This window comes from Pseudomonas chlororaphis, assembly GCF_001921865.1.
GTDB lineage: Bacteria > Pseudomonadota > Gammaproteobacteria > Pseudomonadales > Pseudomonadaceae > Aquipseudomonas > Aquipseudomonas chlororaphis_D.
This window is the reverse complement of sequence record NZ_MSCT01000019.1, coordinates 332,041-349,672: the sequence shown is the minus strand read 5'-3', so window position 1 is coordinate 349,672 and position 17,632 is coordinate 332,041. Positions and strand designations below refer to the sequence as shown.

The window sequence follows — 17,632 nt, the reverse complement described above, 5'->3', positions numbered from 1 at the left end:
CTAGATGTAGGGTTTTTTTGCCGATGGGCTACAAGATAATGCGTTTTTGGGGGTGATTGCAACGTACAGCCTGTGGATAAGCTTGTGCGTAAATTGTGTAAAGCTCATGCAGGCCGCAGCAGGGCTGGATCGTACCGTTTGTCACTGTTTTTTACCGCGCAGAACGGCCCGTGGCGGATTTTTTCGGGCGCGAACCCTACCACAAAAAAACGCCTTCACCGAGCATATTTGCCGCCTTGTGTTCACGGCCCAGGCCATTGCTACAATCGGGCCTTCCAGACACCGTTTTACTTATCTCACATTACAAAAAGGCGGGCGGATTCTTCCCGACCCGTATCTGGCAAGCAGAGGTCACCGTGGAGCAAGAAGCGTGGCGGATATTGATCGTCGAGGACGACCAGCGACTGGCCGAGTTGACCTGTGAATATCTGCAGAGCAATGGCTTGCAGGTCGCCATCGAGGGCAATGGCGCACTGGCCGCGGCGCGGATCGTGGCCGAACAGCCCGACTTGGTGATTCTCGACCTGATGCTGCCCGGCGAGGACGGCCTGAGCATCTGCCGCAAGGTTCGCGATCGTTACGACGGGCCGATCCTGATGCTGACCGCGCGCACCGACGACATGGACCAGGTGCTGGGGCTGGACACCGGTGCCGACGATTATGTGTGCAAGCCGGTTCGTCCGCGCCTGCTGCTGGCCAGGGTCCAGGCCCTGTTGCGGCGCAGCGAACCGGTGGAGAGTCCCGCGCCGGAGAAGACCCGGCGCTTGCGCTTCGGCCCCCTGGTGGTGGACAACGCCTTGCGCGAGGCCTGGTTGCACGACGCCGGGATCGAGTTGACCAGTGCCGAATTCGACTTGCTCTGGCTGCTGGTGGACAACGCCGGGCGCATCCTGTCCCGCGAGGAAATCTTCACCGCCCTGCGGGGCATCGGCTATGACGGCCAGGACCGCTCCATCGATGTGCGGATTTCGCGGATCCGTCCGAAAATCGGCGACGACCCGGACCACCCGCGGCTGATCAAGACCATCCGCAGCAAGGGTTACCTGTTCGTCCCCGAAGCCGCAGCCGACCTGTAGCCGTGAACTCCATCTTCCTGCGTATCTATGGCGGCATGTGCGCCGCCCTGATCCTGGTGGCGCTGCTGGGCGTGCTGGCGTTGCACCTGCTCAACCAGGTGCGCAGCGAGCAATACCGCGAGCGCCTGGCCCACGGCACGTTCTCGCTGATGGCCGACAACCTGCAGCCCATGAGCGAAATCGAGCGGCGCCGCGCCCTGGCCGTGTGGGAGCGGCTGCTGGGCATTCCGCTGACCCTGCAAACCTTCGCCCAGACCGGGCTCGACCTCGGGCAGCGCAATCGCGTGCTGCGCGGCCAGGCCCTGGTGGAGCAGACCGGGCCTTACGCGGCGCGGGTCTATCGGCTGGTCAGCGAGCCGGAGCAGTTGCTGCTGACCGGCGAGGTGCAGCAGATCAGCGAGCAATTGGCGCGCGCGACTATCTACTTGTTGGCCGACGAACTGGTGCGCTTTCCGGTGGCCGAGCAGCCGGAGCGCCTGGCTGCATTGAAAAAAGACAAGGGTTTTGGCTTCGACCTGCGCCTGGTGACCCAGGACGAGGCCGACATGGACGAAGACCAGCGCCGTCGGGTTGTCGAAGGCGACACGGTAATGGCGCTGGGCAAGGGCGGCGACTCGATCCGCGTCTTCGCCGGGATGGTGGGCACTCCCTGGGTCCTGGAGATCGGCCCGCTGTACCAGATGAACCCCTATCCGCCGCAATGGCTGGTGCTGATCGCGGTGCTGGGCCTGAGCCTGATCGGCCTGATCGTCTATTTATTGGTGCGCCAGCTGGAGCGGCGCCTGCGCGGCCTGGAGTCGGCGGCCACGCGCATCGCCAAGGGCAGCCTGGAGACGCGGGTGCCGGCCGGCGGCGCCGACTCGGTGGGACGCCTGGCTGCCGCGTTCAATGGTATGGCCGAGCACTTGCAGCGTTTGTTGGCGATCCAGCGCGAGCTGGTGCGGGCGGTGTCCCACGAATTGCGCACGCCGGTGGCGCGCCTGCGGTTCGGCCTGGAGATGATCGGCTCGGCGACCACGCCTCAAGCCCGCGACAAGTACATGGAGGGCATGGACAACGATATCCAGGACCTCGACCGGCTGGTGGACGAAATGCTCACCTATGCGCGGTTGGAGCAGGGCTCGCCGGCCTTGAACTTCCAGCGTGTCGACCTGGATGCCCTGGTCAATCAGGTGATCAGCGAACTGGCGCCGCTGCGGGCACAGGTCAGGGTGCAACGCGGTTCATGCCTCTCCGCGGCGGATTGCGACGGCGCCTGGGTCGAGGCCGAGCCGCGTTATTTGCATCGGGCGTTGCAGAATCTGGTGAGCAATGCCATGCGCCACGCCGAGTCGCAGGTGCTGGTCAGTTACCAGGTGGGGCAGGTGCGTTGCCGGGTCGATGTGGAAGACGACGGTCCGGGCGTTCCGGAAAGTGCCTGGGAGCGGATTTTCACACCGTTCCTGCGCCTGGACGACAGCCGCACCCGCGCCTCGGGCGGTCATGGCCTGGGCCTGTCGATCGTGCGGCGGATCATTCACTGGCATGACGGTAGGGCCCTGATCAGCAAGAGCAAGACCCTCGGCGGCGCCTGTTTCAGCCTGAGCTGGCCGCGCCATCAGGATAAGTCTTGAAGGGGTAGGAGCGAGCGTGCTCGCGATAAGGCGCTAACGGACGGCGAACGCCTCAAGCCTTGATGCTGACCAGGCTCAGTAGCTGCCCGTCATGCAAGGCGAACTGCGCGTCCAGTTCGCTGCCGTTGCGCCACTCGCTGGAAAGGTCGGTCAGCAAGCGCAAGCGGATCTGACCTTGCGCGTTCCACTCCAGCACCTCGGCGTGCTCGAAATAGAAGCGCTTCTGGACGATCGGATACAGCGCCTTGAACAGGCTTTCCTTCACCGAAAAGGTCAGGGTCACCCAGAGCGCCAGTTGCTCGCGCGGCGCGGCGGCCATGCGCTGCAGTTCGGCCGGGTTAAGGATTTCCCCCGCCAGGCGCTCCGCCCGCTCCAGGTCGAGCAGGTTTTCCAGGTCCATGCCCAGCCCGCGCCAATGCTCCTTGCGTGCGACGATCGCCGCCGCGCGGCCGGTGCTGTGGGTGATCGAGCCGCAGATATGCATAGGCCAGACCGGAGCCCGGTCTTCACCGATTGGCGGAATGCAGTCGAGCCCGTCCAGGCGCTGCAGGGCGGCCCGGGCGCAGAAGCGGCCGGCGAGAAACTCGGCCTGGCGTTTGGCGACCGAGCGTTGAATGCTCGGGGGCGGCTCGATGGCGCTGCGCTGGAAGTCGTTGCTGGCCAGTTGCGAAACATCGAAGTGGGTGGCGAGCAGGACCGTGTTCGGCAGGGCGTCGGGCAACGGCCACTGGTCGTCGAGTGGGGTGCAGCACGTGGGGAGGGCGGGGAGTGGATTCATGCCAGGCATTTTGCCGGGTTGCAGGAGCACAGGGTAGTCCGGCGACTGTTTAGTCGAGCGACTTTCAATGGCTGAAGGGGCGTCAATCCGCCAAGTCGATCCGATTCAGCCGAGGTTCAGCGGGTGTTCAGGGGGAGTTCAGGGCGTGGTCGGTAGTCTGGCCCCGTACCCAAAAACACAGAGCCAATGAGGAAACACCCCATGACTACTTTCAAGAAGATGATTCTGGCCTTCACTGTCCTCGGCGCCAGCGCCGTCGCCCAGGCCGCCGACAGCAACTTCGCCAGCCTTACCTACGGCCAGACCAGCGACAAGGTGAAGAAATCCAGCCTGCTCAACAGCAACCTGAACCACCCGAACGCCGACGGTGTGATCGGCAAGGACAACACCTGGGGCGTGCGCCTGGGCCAGCAGAACGACCAGCACCGCTACTACGCCACCTACGACAATGTCTCCGGCTCCCACAATGGCATTAAACTGCGCCAGGAAAACCTGTTGGGCAGCTACGATGTGTTCCTGCCGGTGACCAGCAGCACCAAACTGTTCGGCGGCGGTACCGCGGGCCTGACCAAACTGACCCAGGACTCGCCAGGCTACAGCCGCGACAGCGATATCGGTTACGCCGTCGGCGTACAGGCCGGCGTCCTGCAGCAGGTTTCACAGAACACCTCGGTCGAACTGGGTTACCGTTACCTGCGCAGCAATGCCAGCACCGAGATGAGTGAGCGCGGCGGTAGCAAGCAGGGTTCGCTGAGCCTGACCAGCAGCGCCCAGACTTACCTGTCGGCCAACTACGCTTTCTAAAATACTGTTCTGGTTTGACCGCGCCGGATCTGCCTAAGCAAGATCCGGCGCTGCCGTATAGATGATCAGGGCGCTCGAACGCCCTTGGAGATGTCGAATTTTGCCTGGGAGAGCTGTATGAAACTGCTCGTCGTTGAAGACGAGGCGCTGCTGCGCCATCACTTGCAAACCCGCCTTACGGACGCCGGCCATGTGGTCGAGTCCGTGGCCAATGCCGAGGAGGCGTTGTATCAGACCGAGCAGTTCAACCATGACCTGGCGGTGATCGACCTGGGCCTGCCGGGCATGGGCGGGCTGGACCTGATCCGCCAGTTGCGTTCGAGCGGCAAGGCGTTTCCGATCCTGATCCTCACGGCGCGCGGCAACTGGCAGGACAAGGTCGAAGGCCTGGCCGCCGGCGCCGACGACTATGTGGTCAAGCCCTTTCAGTTCGAGGAACTGGATGCGCGCCTGAATGCGCTGCTGCGCCGGTCCAGCGGTTTCACCCAGTCGACCATCATTGCCGGGCCGCTGCTGCTCGACCTGAACCGCAAGCAAGCTTCGCTCGACGAACAGCCGCTGGCACTGACCGCCTACGAATACCGGATTCTCGAATACCTCATGCGCCACCATCAGCAGGTGGTGGCCAAGGACCGGTTGATGGAGCAGCTGTACCCGGACGACGACGAGCGCGATCCGAACGTCATCGAAGTGTTGGTCGGCCGTCTGCGGCGCAAGTTGGAAGGGCCGTCGGGCTTCAAGCCCATCGATACCGTGCGCGGCCTGGGTTACCTGTTTAACGAGCGCTGCCGATGATCCGATCGCTGCGCCTGCGCTTGATGCTGGCGGCCACGACGCTGGCGGTGCTGTTTATGCTGGCGTTGTTGCCGGCCATGCAAGGCGCGTTCAGCCTGGCGCTGCAAGACTCTATCGAGCAGCGCCTGGCTTCCGACGTGACCACGCTGATCTCGGCCGCCAGGGTCGAGAACAATCAGCTGCAAATGCCGGCGCAACTGCCGGACGAGCGTTTCAACCTGACCGACAGCCGCCTGCTCGGCTACATCTACGACCGCGAGGGACGGCTGGTCTGGCGCTCGAAGGCGACCCAGGAAGAGAACATCAACTACAAGCCGCGTTATGACGGACGTGGCAACGAGTTCGCGCGTATCCGCGAAGCCAACGGCCAGGAGTTCTTCGTCTACGACGTCGAGGTCAAGCTGCTGGGCGGTAAAAGCGCGGCGTTCAGCATCGTCGCCTTGCAGCCGGTGCGCGAGTATCAGCTGACCCTGGAAGGGGTGCGGGAAAACCTCTACCTCGGTTTCGGCGCCGCCTTGCTGGTACTCCTGGCGTTGCTCTGGCTTGGCCTGACCTGGGGCTTGCAGGCGCTGCGCCGGCTCAGCCAGGAACTGGACGAAATCGAAAGCGGCGCCCGGCAAAGCCTCAGCGAAGAGCATCCGCGGGAGCTGTTGCGCCTGACCGGCTCGTTGAACCGTCTGTTGCACAGCGAGCGCGAACAGCGCAGCCGTTATCGCGACTCCCTGGACGATCTGGCCCACAGCCTGAAAACCCCGCTGACGGTGCTGCAAGGGGTCAGCGAAGACATGGCCCAGCGCCCCCAGGACCGCGACCAGGCCTGGGTGCTGCAAGCGCAGATCGAACGCATGAGCCAGCAGATCAGCTACCAGCTGCAGCGCGCCAGCCTGCGCAAGAGCGGCCTGGTACGCCACCGGGTGCGTTTGCGCCCGGTGCTGAAAAGCCTGTGCGACACCCTGGACAAGGTCTATCGCGACAAACAGGTGCGGGTCTCGTTCGATCTGCCGGAGCGCTGCTATGTGCCCATCGAGCACGGGGCCTTGCTCGAATTGCTCGGCAACCTGTTGGAAAACGCCTATCGCCTGTGCCTGAGCGAGGTGCGCATCAGCGTGCGCGAAGACCTCCAGGGCGCGCAGTTGTGCGTCGAGGACGATGGACCGGGCGTGCCGCCGGACCAGCGGGCGCGGATTCTGCAACGGGGCGAACGGCTGGATCGCCAGCATCCGGGACAGGGGATCGGCCTGGCGGTGGTCAAGGACATCATCGACAGCTACGGGGCGCAATTGACCTTGGGCGACTCGACCCTGGGCGGGGCGGCGTTCCGCATTCATTTCCCGGCGATTTGACGGTCGCGCGTTCAGCTTTCCTGAGCGCGATAGGCCCCTGGGGTCAGCCCGGTCCACTTCTTGAACGCGCGATGAAAGGCCGAAGGCTCGGAGAAGCCGATCTGCTCGGCGATCTGTTGCAATGACAGGTCGGCCCGTCGTAGATGATAGATGGCGATATCGCGCCGCAACTGGTCCTTCAATTCCTGGAAGCTCGTGCCTTCTTCCCGCAAGTGTCGACGCAGGGTCTGTGGGCTCATGTGCAGATGCAGGGCGATGCTTTCCAGGTCCGGCCAGTGGCTATTGTCGCGACTGAGCAGGCGGCGCAGCTGGCTGCTCAGGCTGTCGCCGTCGTCCGGCCGGCATAGCAGGTCGGCGGGGGAGCGTTCGAGGAAATGCTTGAGGGTCCGTTCGTCCTGCAGCAGCGGCATGTTCAGGTAGCGGCTGTGGAACAGCAGGCTGCTGCAATCGCGGGAAAACACCAGGGGGCAGGGGAACAGCAGGTCGTATTCGTTGCCGTGCTCGGGTTTCGGGTAGCTGAAACACGCCTGTTCGAGGCGGATGCGCTGGCCGATCAGCCAACTGCCCAGGCGATGCCAGATCACCAGCAGGCTTTCGCTGAGGAAGTGGTCCGGGTCCCACAGCCGCGCGTCGTCCAGGCTCAGGCGGGCCATCTCGCCTTCGTACGTCAGGCTCAGCCGCGGGGCCTGCGGGAATAGGCTATAAAACAATAGACCGCGATGCAGGGCCTTCTCCAGGCTGCTGCAGTGGATCAGCGCGTGGCACATCATGGCGAAGGTGCCGCGTTTGCTCGGACCGTCGCCAAACCCCAGGCACTCGTCGTCCATGGCTTGCCAGAGCAATTGCAGCAGGCTGGCGAATTGCTCGGGGGCAATCCGGGCCTTGGGTTCGTTCAGCAGTTCGACGCTGATGCCCAGGGTCTGCAACAACTCTGAACAGTCGTAGCCGCGCCGACGGGCTCCGCCCAGGGCGGCACGGGCGAAATGACTGGCGATGGTGCGTTCGCGCATGGAGGTTGATCCGTCCGTTGAGTGGCGGATCTTAACAGCCGTCGACGCGCGGGCAAGGCGGATATCCGCCAAATTGTAGGACGAGCTCCGGGTGATGGGCGGAAATCCGCCACTTCATGCGGGGGCAGGGAAGGCGAAGGGCAAGGGCAAACCCTGATGTCTAAAGGCCTTCAGGGCTTTTCGGCAATCTGGCACGGGCTTTGCGATAGCGATGGAGAGCCGCGCGGGGCCTGCCTGCGCGGTTCGACACAACAAATCCCTCCAGTGCAGGAGGGTTCGCACTTCGGCGTCGTGGGCATCGATGGATGGTGCACAACGAAGCTCTTGAGGAAACCTGCAATGACGACTCGTCAGCCACTGTACAAATCCCTGTATTTCCAGGTGATCGTTGCCATCGCGATCGGCATCCTGCTCGGTCACTTCTACCCGCAGACCGGTGTGGCCTTGAAGCCGCTGGGTGACGGGTTCATCAAACTGATCAAAATGGTCATCGCACCGATCATCTTCTGTACCGTCGTCAGCGGTATCGCCGGCATGCAGAACATGAAATCGGTGGGCAAGACCGGTGGCTACGCGCTGCTGTACTTCGAAATCGTTTCGACCATCGCCCTGCTGATCGGCCTGGTCGTGGTCAACGTCGTGCAGCCGGGCAACGGCATGCACATCGACGTGTCCACCCTGGATGCCTCGAAGGTGGCGGCCTATGTCACTGCGGGCGCTGACCAGAGCGTCGTCGGCTTTATCCTCAATGTGATTCCGAACACCATCGTCGGCGCCTTCGCCAACGGCGACATCCTGCAAGTGCTGATGTTCTCGGTGATCTTCGGCTTCGCCCTGCATCGCCTGGGCGCCTACGGCAAGCCGGTGCTGGACTTCATCGATCGTTTCGCCCACGTGATGTTCAACATCATCAACATGATCATGAAGCTCGCGCCGATCGGTGCGCTGGGTGCCATGGCCTTCACCATCGGCGCCTACGGGGTGGGTTCGCTGGTGCAACTGGGCCAGTTGATGATCTGCTTCTACATCACCTGCGTGCTGTTCGTCGTGCTGGTGCTGGGCGCCATCTGCCGCGCCCACGGTTTCAGCGTACTGAAGCTGATCCGCTACATCCGTGAAGAACTGCTGATCGTGCTGGGTACTTCCTCCTCGGAATCGGCCCTGCCACGCATGCTGATCAAGATGGAGCGCCTGGGCGCGAAGAAGTCGGTTGTCGGCTTGGTGATCCCGACCGGTTACTCCTTCAACCTCGACGGTACGTCGATCTACCTGACCATGGCGGCGGTGTTCATTGCTCAGGCGACCGACACTCACATGGACATCACCCACCAGATCACTCTGCTGCTGGTGTTGCTGCTGTCCTCCAAAGGCGCCGCGGGCGTGACCGGTAGCGGCTTCATCGTGCTGGCCGCGACCCTGTCGGCCGTAGGTCACCTGCCGGTGGCCGGCCTGGCGCTGATCCTGGGTATCGACCGCTTCATGTCCGAAGCCCGCGCGCTGACCAACCTGGTCGGTAACGCCGTGGCCACCCTGGTGGTCGCCAAGTGGGTCAAGGAGCTAGACGAAGACAAGCTGCAGACTGAGCTGGCTTCCGGCGGTCGGGCGATTACCGACACCCGTGAAGAAGACGACCTGGGCGTTGCCGAAGGCCCGGCCCCGGCGTCCGTGAAGTAACTTCAGGCGTTGACGAAAAACCCGCTCCGGCGGGTTTTTTCATGCCTGGGGTTTGAGCGCAACGGTCAGCCCGGGTGGCGCTTGCGGTAATTGCCGGGTTGCCGGGCGCTGCCTACTCTGTGGGCAGTCAATCGGGAAGGGAGGGAGCTCATGCACGGGCCGCTGGCGTCACTCAAGGTACTGGATTTCTCTACCCTGCTGCCGGGGCCGTTCGCCTCGTTGCTGCTGGCGGACATGGGCGCGCAGGTACTACGCATCGAATCGCCGACCCGCATGGACTTGCTGCGGGTGCTGCCGCCCCACGACCAGGGGATCTCCGCCAGCCATGCCTACCTCAATCGCAACAAACGCAGCCTGGCGCTGGACCTCAAGCAGCCCGAGGCGCTGGAGGTGGTTCGCCAGTTGGTGCTGGAATACGACATCGTGCTGGAGCAGTTCCGCCCGGGGGTGATGGAGCGCCTGGGGCTGGGCTACGAAACCTTGAAGGCGCTCAACCCTAAGCTGATCTACGTCTCGATCACCGGCTACGGCCAGACCGGCCCGTACCGCGACCGCGCCGGCCACGACATCAACTATCTGGCGCTGGCCGGCCTGGCCAGCTACACCGGGCGCCAGGACAGCGGGCCGTTGCCGCTGGGCATGCAGGCGGCGGATATCGCCGGAGGTTCGTTGCATGGGGTCATCGGCTTGCTAGCGGCGGTGGTTGCCCGCCAGCACAGCGGCCAGGGCCAGCACCTGGACGTGAGCATGACCGATTGCGTGTTCAGCCTGAACGCCATGGCCGGGGCCGGCTACCTGGCGTGCGGGGTCGAGCCCGAGGCAGAGCGGCAGGTACTCAACGGCGGCAGTTTCTACGACTATTACCGCAGCCGGGACGGTCGCTGGCTGTCGGTGGGCAGCCTGGAGCCGCCGTTCATGCAAGCGCTGTGCGAGGCCCTCGGGCGTCCGGAACTGGCGGCCCAGGGGCTGTCGCCCAAGCCCGAACAACAGCAGGCGCTCAAGCAGGCCTTGCAGGTCGAATTCGAGAAGCACGACTTCGCCGAACTCTGCGAGCTGTTTGCCGCGGTCGATGCCTGTGTCGAACCGGTGCTCGGCCTGGCGGAGGCGGTGGCCCATCCGCAATTGCAGGCGCGGCAACTGGTCGGCCAGGTGCCGCGCGGCGATGGTACGTACCAGGCGCAGATGGCGTGCCCATTGAAGTTTTCTCAAGGGCTGCCCGAGCCTCGGCATATCGGCGCGGCGTTGGGCGCGCATACCGACCAGGTATTGGCCGAGCTCGGCTACAGCGCCCAGCGCATCGAGGCGCTACGCCAGGGCCGGGTCATCCTGTAAACGCCCGGGCCGGGCTCACTCTTCGCGCATTTCGCCACTGAACACCAGCGTGTGCCGGCAGCGCCGGCACAGGTAGCGCCGACCCTGGGCGACCAGGCGATGGCGCTGGGCGGAAAACGGGAAATCGTTGTCGCAGGGGCAGCGATAGATGTAGCGGGTCACGCTGCGGCGCTGGACCTCGTAGGTGTGGCAGCGATTGGGCGGCAGTTCGTAGACGCCGCGCATGATCAGTTGCCACTCTTCGCCGTGGGGCTGGATACGCTCCCCGAACAACTGGTGGGCGATCAGGTGCGCGACCTCGTGGGCCACGGTCTGCTTGAGGAAGTCTTCGGTGTTTTCCCGGTACAGCTGCGGGTTGAAGCGCAGCAGGTTCTCGTGCAAGTGGGCGACGCCGGCTTTCTGGCCGCGCAATTTGAGGCTGACCACCGGGCGTTTGAAAGGTCGTTTGAAAAAGGATTCAGCGAGTTGGAAACAGTCTTCGACGCGGGTATTGAGTTGCTCGGGCATGCTTAACGGCTCTCCAGAGCAGACGAGTATGCCGCAAAGCGAGTGCATTCCGAATCGTCCAGGCGCCGAATGGTCGTGGTGAAGAGTGGAAGGCCGCCTTGCGGCGGCCTGTGTTGGCGGATGTGTTTGTTTTTTGAGCGGCGTCAGTTGGTGTAGACGGGGCCGACGCCAAGACCCCAGACGATCACGGTGAACGCCATGATCGCAACCAGCACCACCAGCCCGACGGCCAGCACGGAGCTCGAGAACAGGAAACCTTCGTCCGAGGGAATGTTCATGAAGGTCGGCAGCCCGACATACAGCAGGTAGACCGTGTAGCAGATGGCCGCCGTGCCGACGATCATGCCCAGCCACATGTGCGGATACAGCGCCGCCAGGCCGCCGACGAACAACGGCGTCGCGGTGTAGGTGGCGAACGCGACGCAGCGCGCGAGGCTGGGGCTGGCGTCGTAGGTGCGGGCCATCCAGTGGACGAAGGCGCCCATCACCGCGACCCCGCCGAGCATCGCCAGGTACGACATGATGGTCATCCACAGCGCGCTTTCCATGGTCAGCATGACCGGCGCCCGATTGCCGATGACCCAGCCGACCTGGGTGGTGCCGATGAAGGCTGAAATCGCCGGAATCGCCGCGAGGATCAGCGTGTGGGTGAGGTACATGTGGCTGATGCTTTCCTCTTCGTCGCCACGTATTTCTCGCCATTCCTGATCGGGATGGGTGAAGAGTCCCACGACATGATGAATCATAGTCAGTCACTCCTTTGTTATTGCCATCGCCCCCCAAAACGGAGCGCCTACGGGCCAGCGGCCAAGTAAGTAAAGGTCTGGATATGTGTGCGACCTTATGTCGCAGTATAGAAAGGACTTACCGGCAAAAGGCGCCGGGCGTTAGAGCAAATCGCGCTGTTGGCCCGGCTGTTAATCGCAATCGGTGATTTGATCGGCCAGCGGGCGCCCGGCGCTTCGCCCGCGCGCGCTTTTTGCGTAAAATGCTCGGCTTTTCGTCACACACCGCGGATTTCAAGCGCCATGGGCACTCTTACGGTCAACCAGAACAAACTGCAGAAACGCCTGCGCCGCCAGGCCGGGGAAGCGGTCGCCGATTTCAACATGATCGAAGACGGCGACAAGGTCATGGTCTGCCTGTCCGGCGGCAAGGACAGCTACACCATGCTCGACGTGCTGATGCACCTGCAGAAGGTTGCGCCGATCAAGTTCGACATCGTCGCCGTGAACATGGATCAGAAACAGCCTGGGTTCCCCGAGCACATCCTGCCGGCCTACCTCAAGGAACTGGGGGTCGAGTACCACATCGTCGAGAAGGACACTTACTCGGTGGTCAAGGAGCTGATCCCGGAAGGCAAGACCACCTGCTCCCTGTGCTCGCGCCTGCGTCGCGGCACCCTGTACACCTTCGCCGACGAGATCGGTGCGACCAAGATGGCCCTTGGGCACCATCGCGACGACATCGTCGAGACCTTCTTCCTCAACATGTTCTACAACGGTTCGCTCAAGGCCATGCCGCCCAAGCTGCGGGCCGACGACGGGCGCAACGTGGTGATCCGGCCGCTGGCCTATTGCAGCGAAAAGGACATCCAGGCCTATTCCGACCTCAAGCAGTTCCCGATCATCCCGTGCAACCTCTGCGGCTCCCAGGAAAACCTGCAGCGCCAGGTGGTCAAGGAAATGCTCCAGGAGTGGGAACGCAAGACTCCGGGCCGCACCGAAAGCATTTTCCGTGGCCTGCAGAATGTGGTGCCGTCGCAACTGGCGGACCGCAACCTGTTCGATTTCACCAGCCTGAAGATCGACGAAACCGCGGCCTCGCGTTTCGTCAATGTGGTAAACCTCTGAGTCGTTTCCCGGCTCTGTGTCCTGGAATCACGGCGCTCTCTTGAGCGCCGTTTGTTTATCGTCATAAGGAGAGGGCATGCGCGACTACAAGTGGCTGCACGAATATTGTCTGAACCGCTTCGGTTCGGCGGCCGAGCTGGAAGCCCACCTGCCGGTGCCGAAAACCCCGGCGCAATTGCGCAAGATCAGCGCGGACCGTTACCTCTCGACCCTGGCCCTGCGGGTGTTCCGCGCCGGTTTGAAGCACAGCCTGGTGGACGCCAAGTGGCCGGCGTTCGAGGAAGTGTTCTTCGGTTTCGATCCCGAGAAGGTCGTGCTGATGGGCGCCGAGCACCTCGAGCGGCTGATGCAGGACGAGCGGATTATTCGCCACCTGGGCAAGCTCAAGAGCGTGCCGCGCAACGCGCAGATGCTGCTGGACGTGGAAAAGGAGAAGGGCAGTTTCGGGGCCTTCATCGCCGACTGGCCGGTGACCGATATCGTTGGCCTGTGGAAATACCTGTCCAAGCACGGCAACCAGTTGGGCGGTCTGTCGGCGCCGCGGTTTTTGCGCATGGTCGGCAAGGACACTTTCGTTCCCACCTATGATGTGGTCGCCGCGCTGAATGCGCAGAAGATCGTCGACAAGGTGCCCAGCAGCCTCAAGGACCTGGCCACCGTACAGGGCGCCTTCAATCAGTGGCACGCCGAAAGCGGTCGTCCGCTGTGCCAGATCTCGATGATGCTGGCGTATACCGTCAACCACTAGTCCGGCGTTTGGGGTGAGGCCATCGCGAGCAAGTTCGCGCCTACAAGATCGGTGTTTCCTGTAGGGGCGAGCTTGCTCGCGATAGGGCACCGTCAGGCGGCGCTGGGTTCGCCTTCGCCCGCCAGTTTGCGGTCGAGCTGGAAGCGCCAGCGCACGTAGAGCAGGGCCGAGCAGAAGACTGCCAGGCTGGCGAGCATTTCCAGAAGGCCGAACAGCTGCCTGTTCGGGTCGTAGGCGGCCAGTGCGCCCTTGATGAAATACAGGTTCACCACGAAGCACATCCAGGAATGTCCGCGCGCGCTGCCCATCAGCATGCCCGGCGCCATCAGCAACAGTGGCACCAGTTCGATCAGCAGGATCACCCAGGGGCGGGCGCCGTGCAGGTCGGCGACCCACAGGTAGTAGCCGCACAACAGGCCGATCAGGCCGAAAAAGCAGATCAGGCTCAGCACCCGTGTGACGCGTACGCGCGGTTCCAGCCAGTCGATCGAAGGCAGGATCTTCGGCTTTCTAGCCACGGCTGCTCTCCAGTTGCAGGGCGGTCTTGGCCAGGCGCAGGCCCAGGGCGCGGCACAGGGCGACCTCATGCTCGTTCAACGGGCTCTTGCCGTCGGCACCGGAATGGTGGCTGGCGCCGTAAGGGGTGCCGCCGCCACGGGTCTCCAGCAGGGCCGACTCGCTATAGGGCAGGCCGGTGATCAGCATCCCGTGGTGCAGCAGCGGCAGCATCATCGACAGCAGGGTGGTTTCCTGGCCGCCGTGCAGGCTGGCGGTAGAGGTGAACACCCCGGCCGGCTTGCCCACCAGGGCACCGGTCAGCCACAGGTTGCTGGTGCCGTCGAGAAAGTACTTCAGCGGCGCGGCCATGTTGCCGAAGCGGGTCGGGCTGCCCAGGGCCAGGCCGGAACAATGCTTCAGGTCGTCGAGGCTGGCGTACAGCGCGCCTTCTTCGGGGATGCTCGGGGCCACGGCTTCGCAGTCGGCGGAGACCGCCGGCACGGTGCGCAGGCGCGCTTCCAGGCCGCCTTGCTCGATCCCCCGGGCGATCTGCCGGGCCATCTCGTTGGTCGAGCCGCTGCGGCTGTAGTAGAGGACCAGGATGTACGGCGTACTCAAGGCAGGATCTCCAGCACGTGCTCCGGCGGTCGACCGATGATGGCCTTGTCGCCGGCTTCGAGAATCGGTCGTTCCATGAGTTTCGGGTGTGCGGCGATGGCGGCGATCAGTTGCGCTTCGCTCAGGCTGGCGTCGGCTAGGTTGAGGGTTTTGTACTCGTCTTCGCCGGTGCGCAGCAGCTCGCGGGCGCCGATCCCGAGCTTGCCCAGCAGGCGTTGCAGTTGGACGGCATCCAGCGGGGTTTCCAGGTAGCGGACCACGGTCGGGGTCAGGCCACGGGCTTCCAGCAGTTCCAGCGCGCCGCGGGATTTCGAGCAGCGCGGATTGTGATAAAGCGTCAGATCGGTCATGGCGGGTCGCATCTTGCGTAAGGTGGCGGCTATTCTACCTGCGCGACGGGCAGTCCTGAACCTTGCGAGGCGATGGGTCGCACGAGAAAACCGGTCTGTTCGATTTTTCACTACAAGGATTCAAGGCATGGCAAGGCAACTGGCAGCGGCACTGGCGATCATCGGCACCTTGTTGCTGAGCGGCTGCGGCAACGATTACGGGGTCGATCAATATGGCCAGAAAGTCGCCGCCGAGCGCGTGGACAAGCAGTGGCTGGTGCTCAATTACTGGGCTGAGTGGTGCGGGCCGTGCCGTACCGAGATTCCCGAACTCAATGCCTTGGCCGAAGGCCTCAAGGGGCAGCCGGTGAGCGTGCTGGGGGTCAACTTCGATAATGTCCAGGGCGAGGAACTGAAGAGCGCCAGCGACAAGCTGGGCATCAAGTTCACCGTGCTGGCGCAGAACCCGGCCGAGCTCTTCGACCTGCCGCGCAGCGAGGGGCTGCCGGTGACTTACATCATCGATGACAAGGGCAAGGTGCGTGAGCAACTGATGGGCGAACAGACCGCGGCAGGCGTGCTGGAGAAGCTGAAGGCCCTGCGCGGAAATTGATCGGTAGCCGCTGCCGGAGGCTGCGATAAGGTCCGCAGGACCTTCAGCGATCTTGAGATCGCAACGGCCTTTCAGGCCGATCGCAGCCTGCGGCGGCTACAGCGACTCAACCTTCTTCGAGCCACCAGCGCAGCGGCTTGCCTTCGGCCGGCCAGAAGCGCACTTGCTCGATAGGCGAGATATCCCAGCGCTGGACATTCTCCAGGGCCTGGAGGAAGCGTTTTTCCTGCTCCATCAGCGCCGGCGCGCACAGTTTGCGGGTGCTGCCGACCTTGCCGAAGCTGAGCTTGTCGCCGTCCAGGGTATAGGGCGCGAACCAGTGGTTGCAGCCGCCGTTGCCGTAGGCGCGGCCGTCTTCACCCAGGGTGATGGTCAGGTGGCTGTAATCGATCAGCGGACGTTCGCCGATCCACTCCAGAATGTAGCTACGGTCCTGCTGCAGTTTCACTGGCTCCGCCGCACAACCCAGCAGGCTAGCGCCGAACGCGACGCTCAATGCCAGGCGTTTCATTGCGCGGCTCGCTGGCATTTGGGGCACCGATGGTTTTCCCCTTCGCTGATCCAGCCCAGTTCGGCGATCCGCGCGGTGGCCGCCGGCTTTTGCGCCTTGCTGCCGAGCTTGGCGTCCACTGCGAACTCGAAGCTCAGTTCGGTGGAGCAGCTGTCGCAGTTGACCTGCCACTGATGGATCGCCAGTTCGCCGAACACCGGGCCGCGGGCCACTGCGACCCACTGGCCGACCGGGTTGATCAGGTGGCGCACGGTTTCCACCGTCAGGCGCATCGACAGGTCCTTGCTGCCCTTGAGGGTGACGATCAGCACGTCGTCGTTGCGGATGGAGCCACCGTTGCCGGTGACCTGATAGCGGCCGGGCACCAGGGCGCGGCATTCGATCAGGGTGTGTTGCGGGTTCATCAGGCTGTAGCGGAAATCGTGTTCGACCATGGGTCCTCCAAATCTGGCGCGTATGCTAGCACGCACCTCGATTCCTCAGGTTGCAGGCAGATGACCTTCGCTTACCGCCGGTCTGTCACCTCAGCTTTCCACCTGGTTGCGGGGCGAGCCCGCGGCCCAGGCGGCGATGTTGTGCAAGGTGGTGTCGGCGATCGCCGCCAGGGCCTCGCGGGTGAGGAAGGCCTGGTGGGCGGTGACGATCACGTTGGGGAAGGTCAGCAGGCGGGCGAGCACATCGTCTTGCAACGGCAGGTCGGAACGGTCCTCGAAGAACAGTTGCGCTTCCTCCTCATAGACATCCAGCCCCAGGTAGCCCAATTGGCCGTTCTTCAAGGCCTCGATCAGCGCCGGGGTGTCCACCAGGCCACCGCGACCGGTGTTGATCAGCATCGCCCCCGGCTGCATCCGCGCCAGGCTCTGGCTATTGATCAGGTGTTTGCTGTCGGCGGTGAGCGGGCAGTGCAGGCTGATGATCTGCGCCTGGGCCAACAGCTCCGGCAGGCTCAGGTAGCGCGCGCCCAGGGCTTCGACTGCGGGGTTCGGGAAGGGGTCGTAGGCCAGTAGCTGGCAGCCGAAGCCGGCCAGGATCCGGGCGAAGGTGGCGCCGATCTGCCCGGTGCCGACGATGCCGACGGTTTTTCCCACCAGGTCGAAACCGGTCAGGCCGTGCAGGCTGAAGTCGCCTTCGCGGGTACGGTTGTAGGCGCGGTGCAGGCGGCGGTTCAGCGCCAGGATCAGGGCCACGGCATGCTCGGCCACCGCGTGCGGCGAATAGGCCGGAACCCGCACCACGCTCAGGCCCAGGCGTTTGGCCGCGGCCAGGTCGACATGGTTGTAGCCGGCCGAGCGCAGGGCGATCAGGCGCGTGCCGCCGGCGGCCAGTTGTTCCAGCACCGGGGCGCTCAGGTCGTCGTTGATAAAGGCGCAGACCACTTCGTGGTGCTCCGCCAGGGGCGCGGTGTCCAGGCTCAGGCGCGCGCCCTGGAACTGCAGTTCGATGCCCGGTGGCAGCACGGCGCCGAGGAAGCTGTCGCGGTCGTAGTTCTGGCTGCTGAAGAGAATCGTGCGCATGGCGTCGTCCTTGTGA

The 17,632-nt window shown here is 63.7% G+C and carries 20 protein-coding genes; 10 read left to right on the top strand and 10 right to left on the bottom strand.

Features of this window, described 5'->3' with window-relative positions; genetic code table 11:
- Nucleotides 1–356: 356 nt before the first annotated feature.
- Complete coding sequence (locus tag BTN82_RS21775; protein ID WP_075121155.1) at nt 357–1,076, top strand: response regulator; 720 nt, start codon at nt 357–359, stop codon at nt 1,074–1,076.
- A 2-nt stretch (nt 1,077–1,078) separates the two neighbouring features.
- Entirely contained in the window at nt 1,079–2,689 is a 1,611-nt protein-coding gene (locus tag BTN82_RS21770) for an ATP-binding protein (RefSeq protein ID WP_075121154.1), read from the top strand.
- A gap of 52 nt (nt 2,690–2,741) precedes the next feature.
- Here the strand turns inward: BTN82_RS21770 and BTN82_RS21765 are convergent, their stop codons facing one another.
- On the bottom strand, nt 2,742–3,467 hold the full coding sequence (locus BTN82_RS21765) for a 4'-phosphopantetheinyl transferase (RefSeq protein WP_222610225.1): 726 nt from the start codon (nt 3,465–3,467) through the stop codon (nt 2,742–2,744).
- Nucleotides 3,468–3,668: 201 nt separating this feature from the next.
- Between BTN82_RS21765 and BTN82_RS21760 the strand changes: the two genes are divergently transcribed.
- From BTN82_RS21760 to BTN82_RS21750, 3 genes are all read left to right on the top strand, one after another.
- On the top strand, nt 3,669–4,271 hold the full coding sequence (locus BTN82_RS21760) for a hypothetical protein (protein WP_075121153.1): 603 nt from the start codon (nt 3,669–3,671) through the stop codon (nt 4,269–4,271).
- 117 nt (nt 4,272–4,388) lie between these two features.
- Nucleotides 4,389–5,066, top strand: coding sequence for a response regulator (locus BTN82_RS21755; protein ID WP_075121152.1), 678 nt, complete (start codon nt 4,389–4,391; stop codon nt 5,064–5,066).
- Nucleotides 5,063–6,409 (top strand): ATP-binding protein, encoded by a 1,347-nt coding sequence (locus BTN82_RS21750; protein ID WP_075121151.1) that lies wholly within the window; start codon nt 5,063–5,065, stop codon nt 6,407–6,409. The genes BTN82_RS21755 and BTN82_RS21750 overlap by 4 nt, the downstream gene beginning before the upstream one ends.
- A gap of 11 nt (nt 6,410–6,420) precedes the next feature.
- Here the strand turns inward: BTN82_RS21750 and BTN82_RS21745 are convergent, their stop codons facing one another.
- A complete protein-coding gene (locus tag BTN82_RS21745; protein WP_075121150.1) occupies nt 6,421–7,419 on the bottom strand; it encodes an AraC family transcriptional regulator in 999 nt (332 codons plus the stop codon).
- Nucleotides 7,420–7,758: 339 nt separating this feature from the next.
- On the opposite strand from BTN82_RS21745, the gene BTN82_RS21740 reads away from it, so the two are divergent.
- Complete coding sequence (locus tag BTN82_RS21740) at nt 7,759–9,093, top strand: dicarboxylate/amino acid:cation symporter (RefSeq protein WP_075121149.1); 1,335 nt, start codon at nt 7,759–7,761, stop codon at nt 9,091–9,093.
- Nucleotides 9,094–9,243: 150 nt separating this feature from the next.
- Nucleotides 9,244–10,425, top strand: coding sequence for a CaiB/BaiF CoA transferase family protein (locus BTN82_RS21735; protein WP_075121148.1), 1,182 nt, complete (start codon nt 9,244–9,246; stop codon nt 10,423–10,425).
- A 15-nt stretch (nt 10,426–10,440) separates the two neighbouring features.
- On the opposite strand, the gene BTN82_RS21730 is transcribed toward BTN82_RS21735, so the two are convergent.
- Together BTN82_RS21730 and BTN82_RS21725 are read right to left on the bottom strand one after the other, a co-directional pair.
- Nucleotides 10,441–10,932 (bottom strand): SprT family zinc-dependent metalloprotease, encoded by a 492-nt coding sequence (locus tag BTN82_RS21730; protein WP_075121147.1) that lies wholly within the window; start codon nt 10,930–10,932, stop codon nt 10,441–10,443.
- A 143-nt stretch (nt 10,933–11,075) separates the two neighbouring features.
- Nucleotides 11,076–11,678, bottom strand: coding sequence for a Yip1 family protein (locus tag BTN82_RS21725; RefSeq protein ID WP_075121146.1), 603 nt, complete (start codon nt 11,676–11,678; stop codon nt 11,076–11,078).
- Nucleotides 11,679–11,960: 282 nt separating this feature from the next.
- On the opposite strand from BTN82_RS21725, the gene ttcA reads away from it, so the two are divergent.
- Entirely contained in the window at nt 11,961–12,785 is an 825-nt protein-coding gene (gene ttcA, locus BTN82_RS21720) for a tRNA 2-thiocytidine(32) synthetase TtcA (RefSeq protein WP_075121145.1), read from the top strand.
- A gap of 76 nt (nt 12,786–12,861) precedes the next feature.
- Nucleotides 12,862–13,533 (top strand): DNA-3-methyladenine glycosylase I, encoded by a 672-nt coding sequence (locus BTN82_RS21715; protein ID WP_075121144.1) that lies wholly within the window; start codon nt 12,862–12,864, stop codon nt 13,531–13,533.
- A gap of 92 nt (nt 13,534–13,625) precedes the next feature.
- Here BTN82_RS21715 and BTN82_RS21710 read toward each other — a convergent pair whose 3' ends face one another.
- From BTN82_RS21710 to arsC, 3 genes are read right to left on the bottom strand one after another with little or no spacing between them, the layout of a single operon-like run.
- Complete coding sequence (locus tag BTN82_RS21710; RefSeq protein WP_075121143.1) at nt 13,626–14,051, bottom strand: DUF2069 domain-containing protein; 426 nt, start codon at nt 14,049–14,051, stop codon at nt 13,626–13,628.
- Nucleotides 14,044–14,649 carry an NAD(P)H:quinone oxidoreductase gene (gene wrbA / locus BTN82_RS21705; RefSeq protein ID WP_075121142.1) on the bottom strand — a complete coding sequence of 202 codons (606 nt, stop codon included), beginning with the start codon at nt 14,647–14,649 and terminating at the stop codon, nt 14,044–14,046. The genes BTN82_RS21710 and wrbA overlap by 8 nt, the downstream gene beginning before the upstream one ends.
- Complete coding sequence (gene arsC / locus BTN82_RS21700) at nt 14,646–14,999, bottom strand: arsenate reductase (glutaredoxin) (RefSeq protein WP_075121141.1); 354 nt, start codon at nt 14,997–14,999, stop codon at nt 14,646–14,648. The genes wrbA and arsC overlap by 4 nt, the downstream gene beginning before the upstream one ends.
- 127 nt (nt 15,000–15,126) lie before the next feature.
- On the opposite strand from arsC, the gene BTN82_RS21695 reads away from it, so the two are divergent.
- On the top strand, nt 15,127–15,591 hold the full coding sequence (locus tag BTN82_RS21695; protein ID WP_075121140.1) for a TlpA disulfide reductase family protein: 465 nt from the start codon (nt 15,127–15,129) through the stop codon (nt 15,589–15,591).
- A 106-nt stretch (nt 15,592–15,697) separates the two neighbouring features.
- Here BTN82_RS21695 and BTN82_RS21690 read toward each other — a convergent pair whose 3' ends face one another.
- The 3 genes from BTN82_RS21690 to BTN82_RS21680 form a co-directional block, all read right to left on the bottom strand.
- Nucleotides 15,698–16,102 (bottom strand): META domain-containing protein, encoded by a 405-nt coding sequence (locus tag BTN82_RS21690; RefSeq protein WP_075121139.1) that lies wholly within the window; start codon nt 16,100–16,102, stop codon nt 15,698–15,700.
- Nucleotides 16,099–16,536 carry a hypothetical protein gene (locus BTN82_RS21685; RefSeq protein ID WP_075121138.1) on the bottom strand — a complete coding sequence of 146 codons (438 nt, stop codon included), beginning with the start codon at nt 16,534–16,536 and terminating at the stop codon, nt 16,099–16,101. Before BTN82_RS21685 ends, BTN82_RS21690 begins: the two co-directional genes overlap by 4 nt.
- Nucleotides 16,537–16,626: 90 nt before the next feature.
- Nucleotides 16,627–17,616 (bottom strand): 2-hydroxyacid dehydrogenase, encoded by a 990-nt coding sequence (locus tag BTN82_RS21680; RefSeq protein WP_075121137.1) that lies wholly within the window; start codon nt 17,614–17,616, stop codon nt 16,627–16,629.
- Nucleotides 17,617–17,632: the final 16 nt, after the last annotated feature.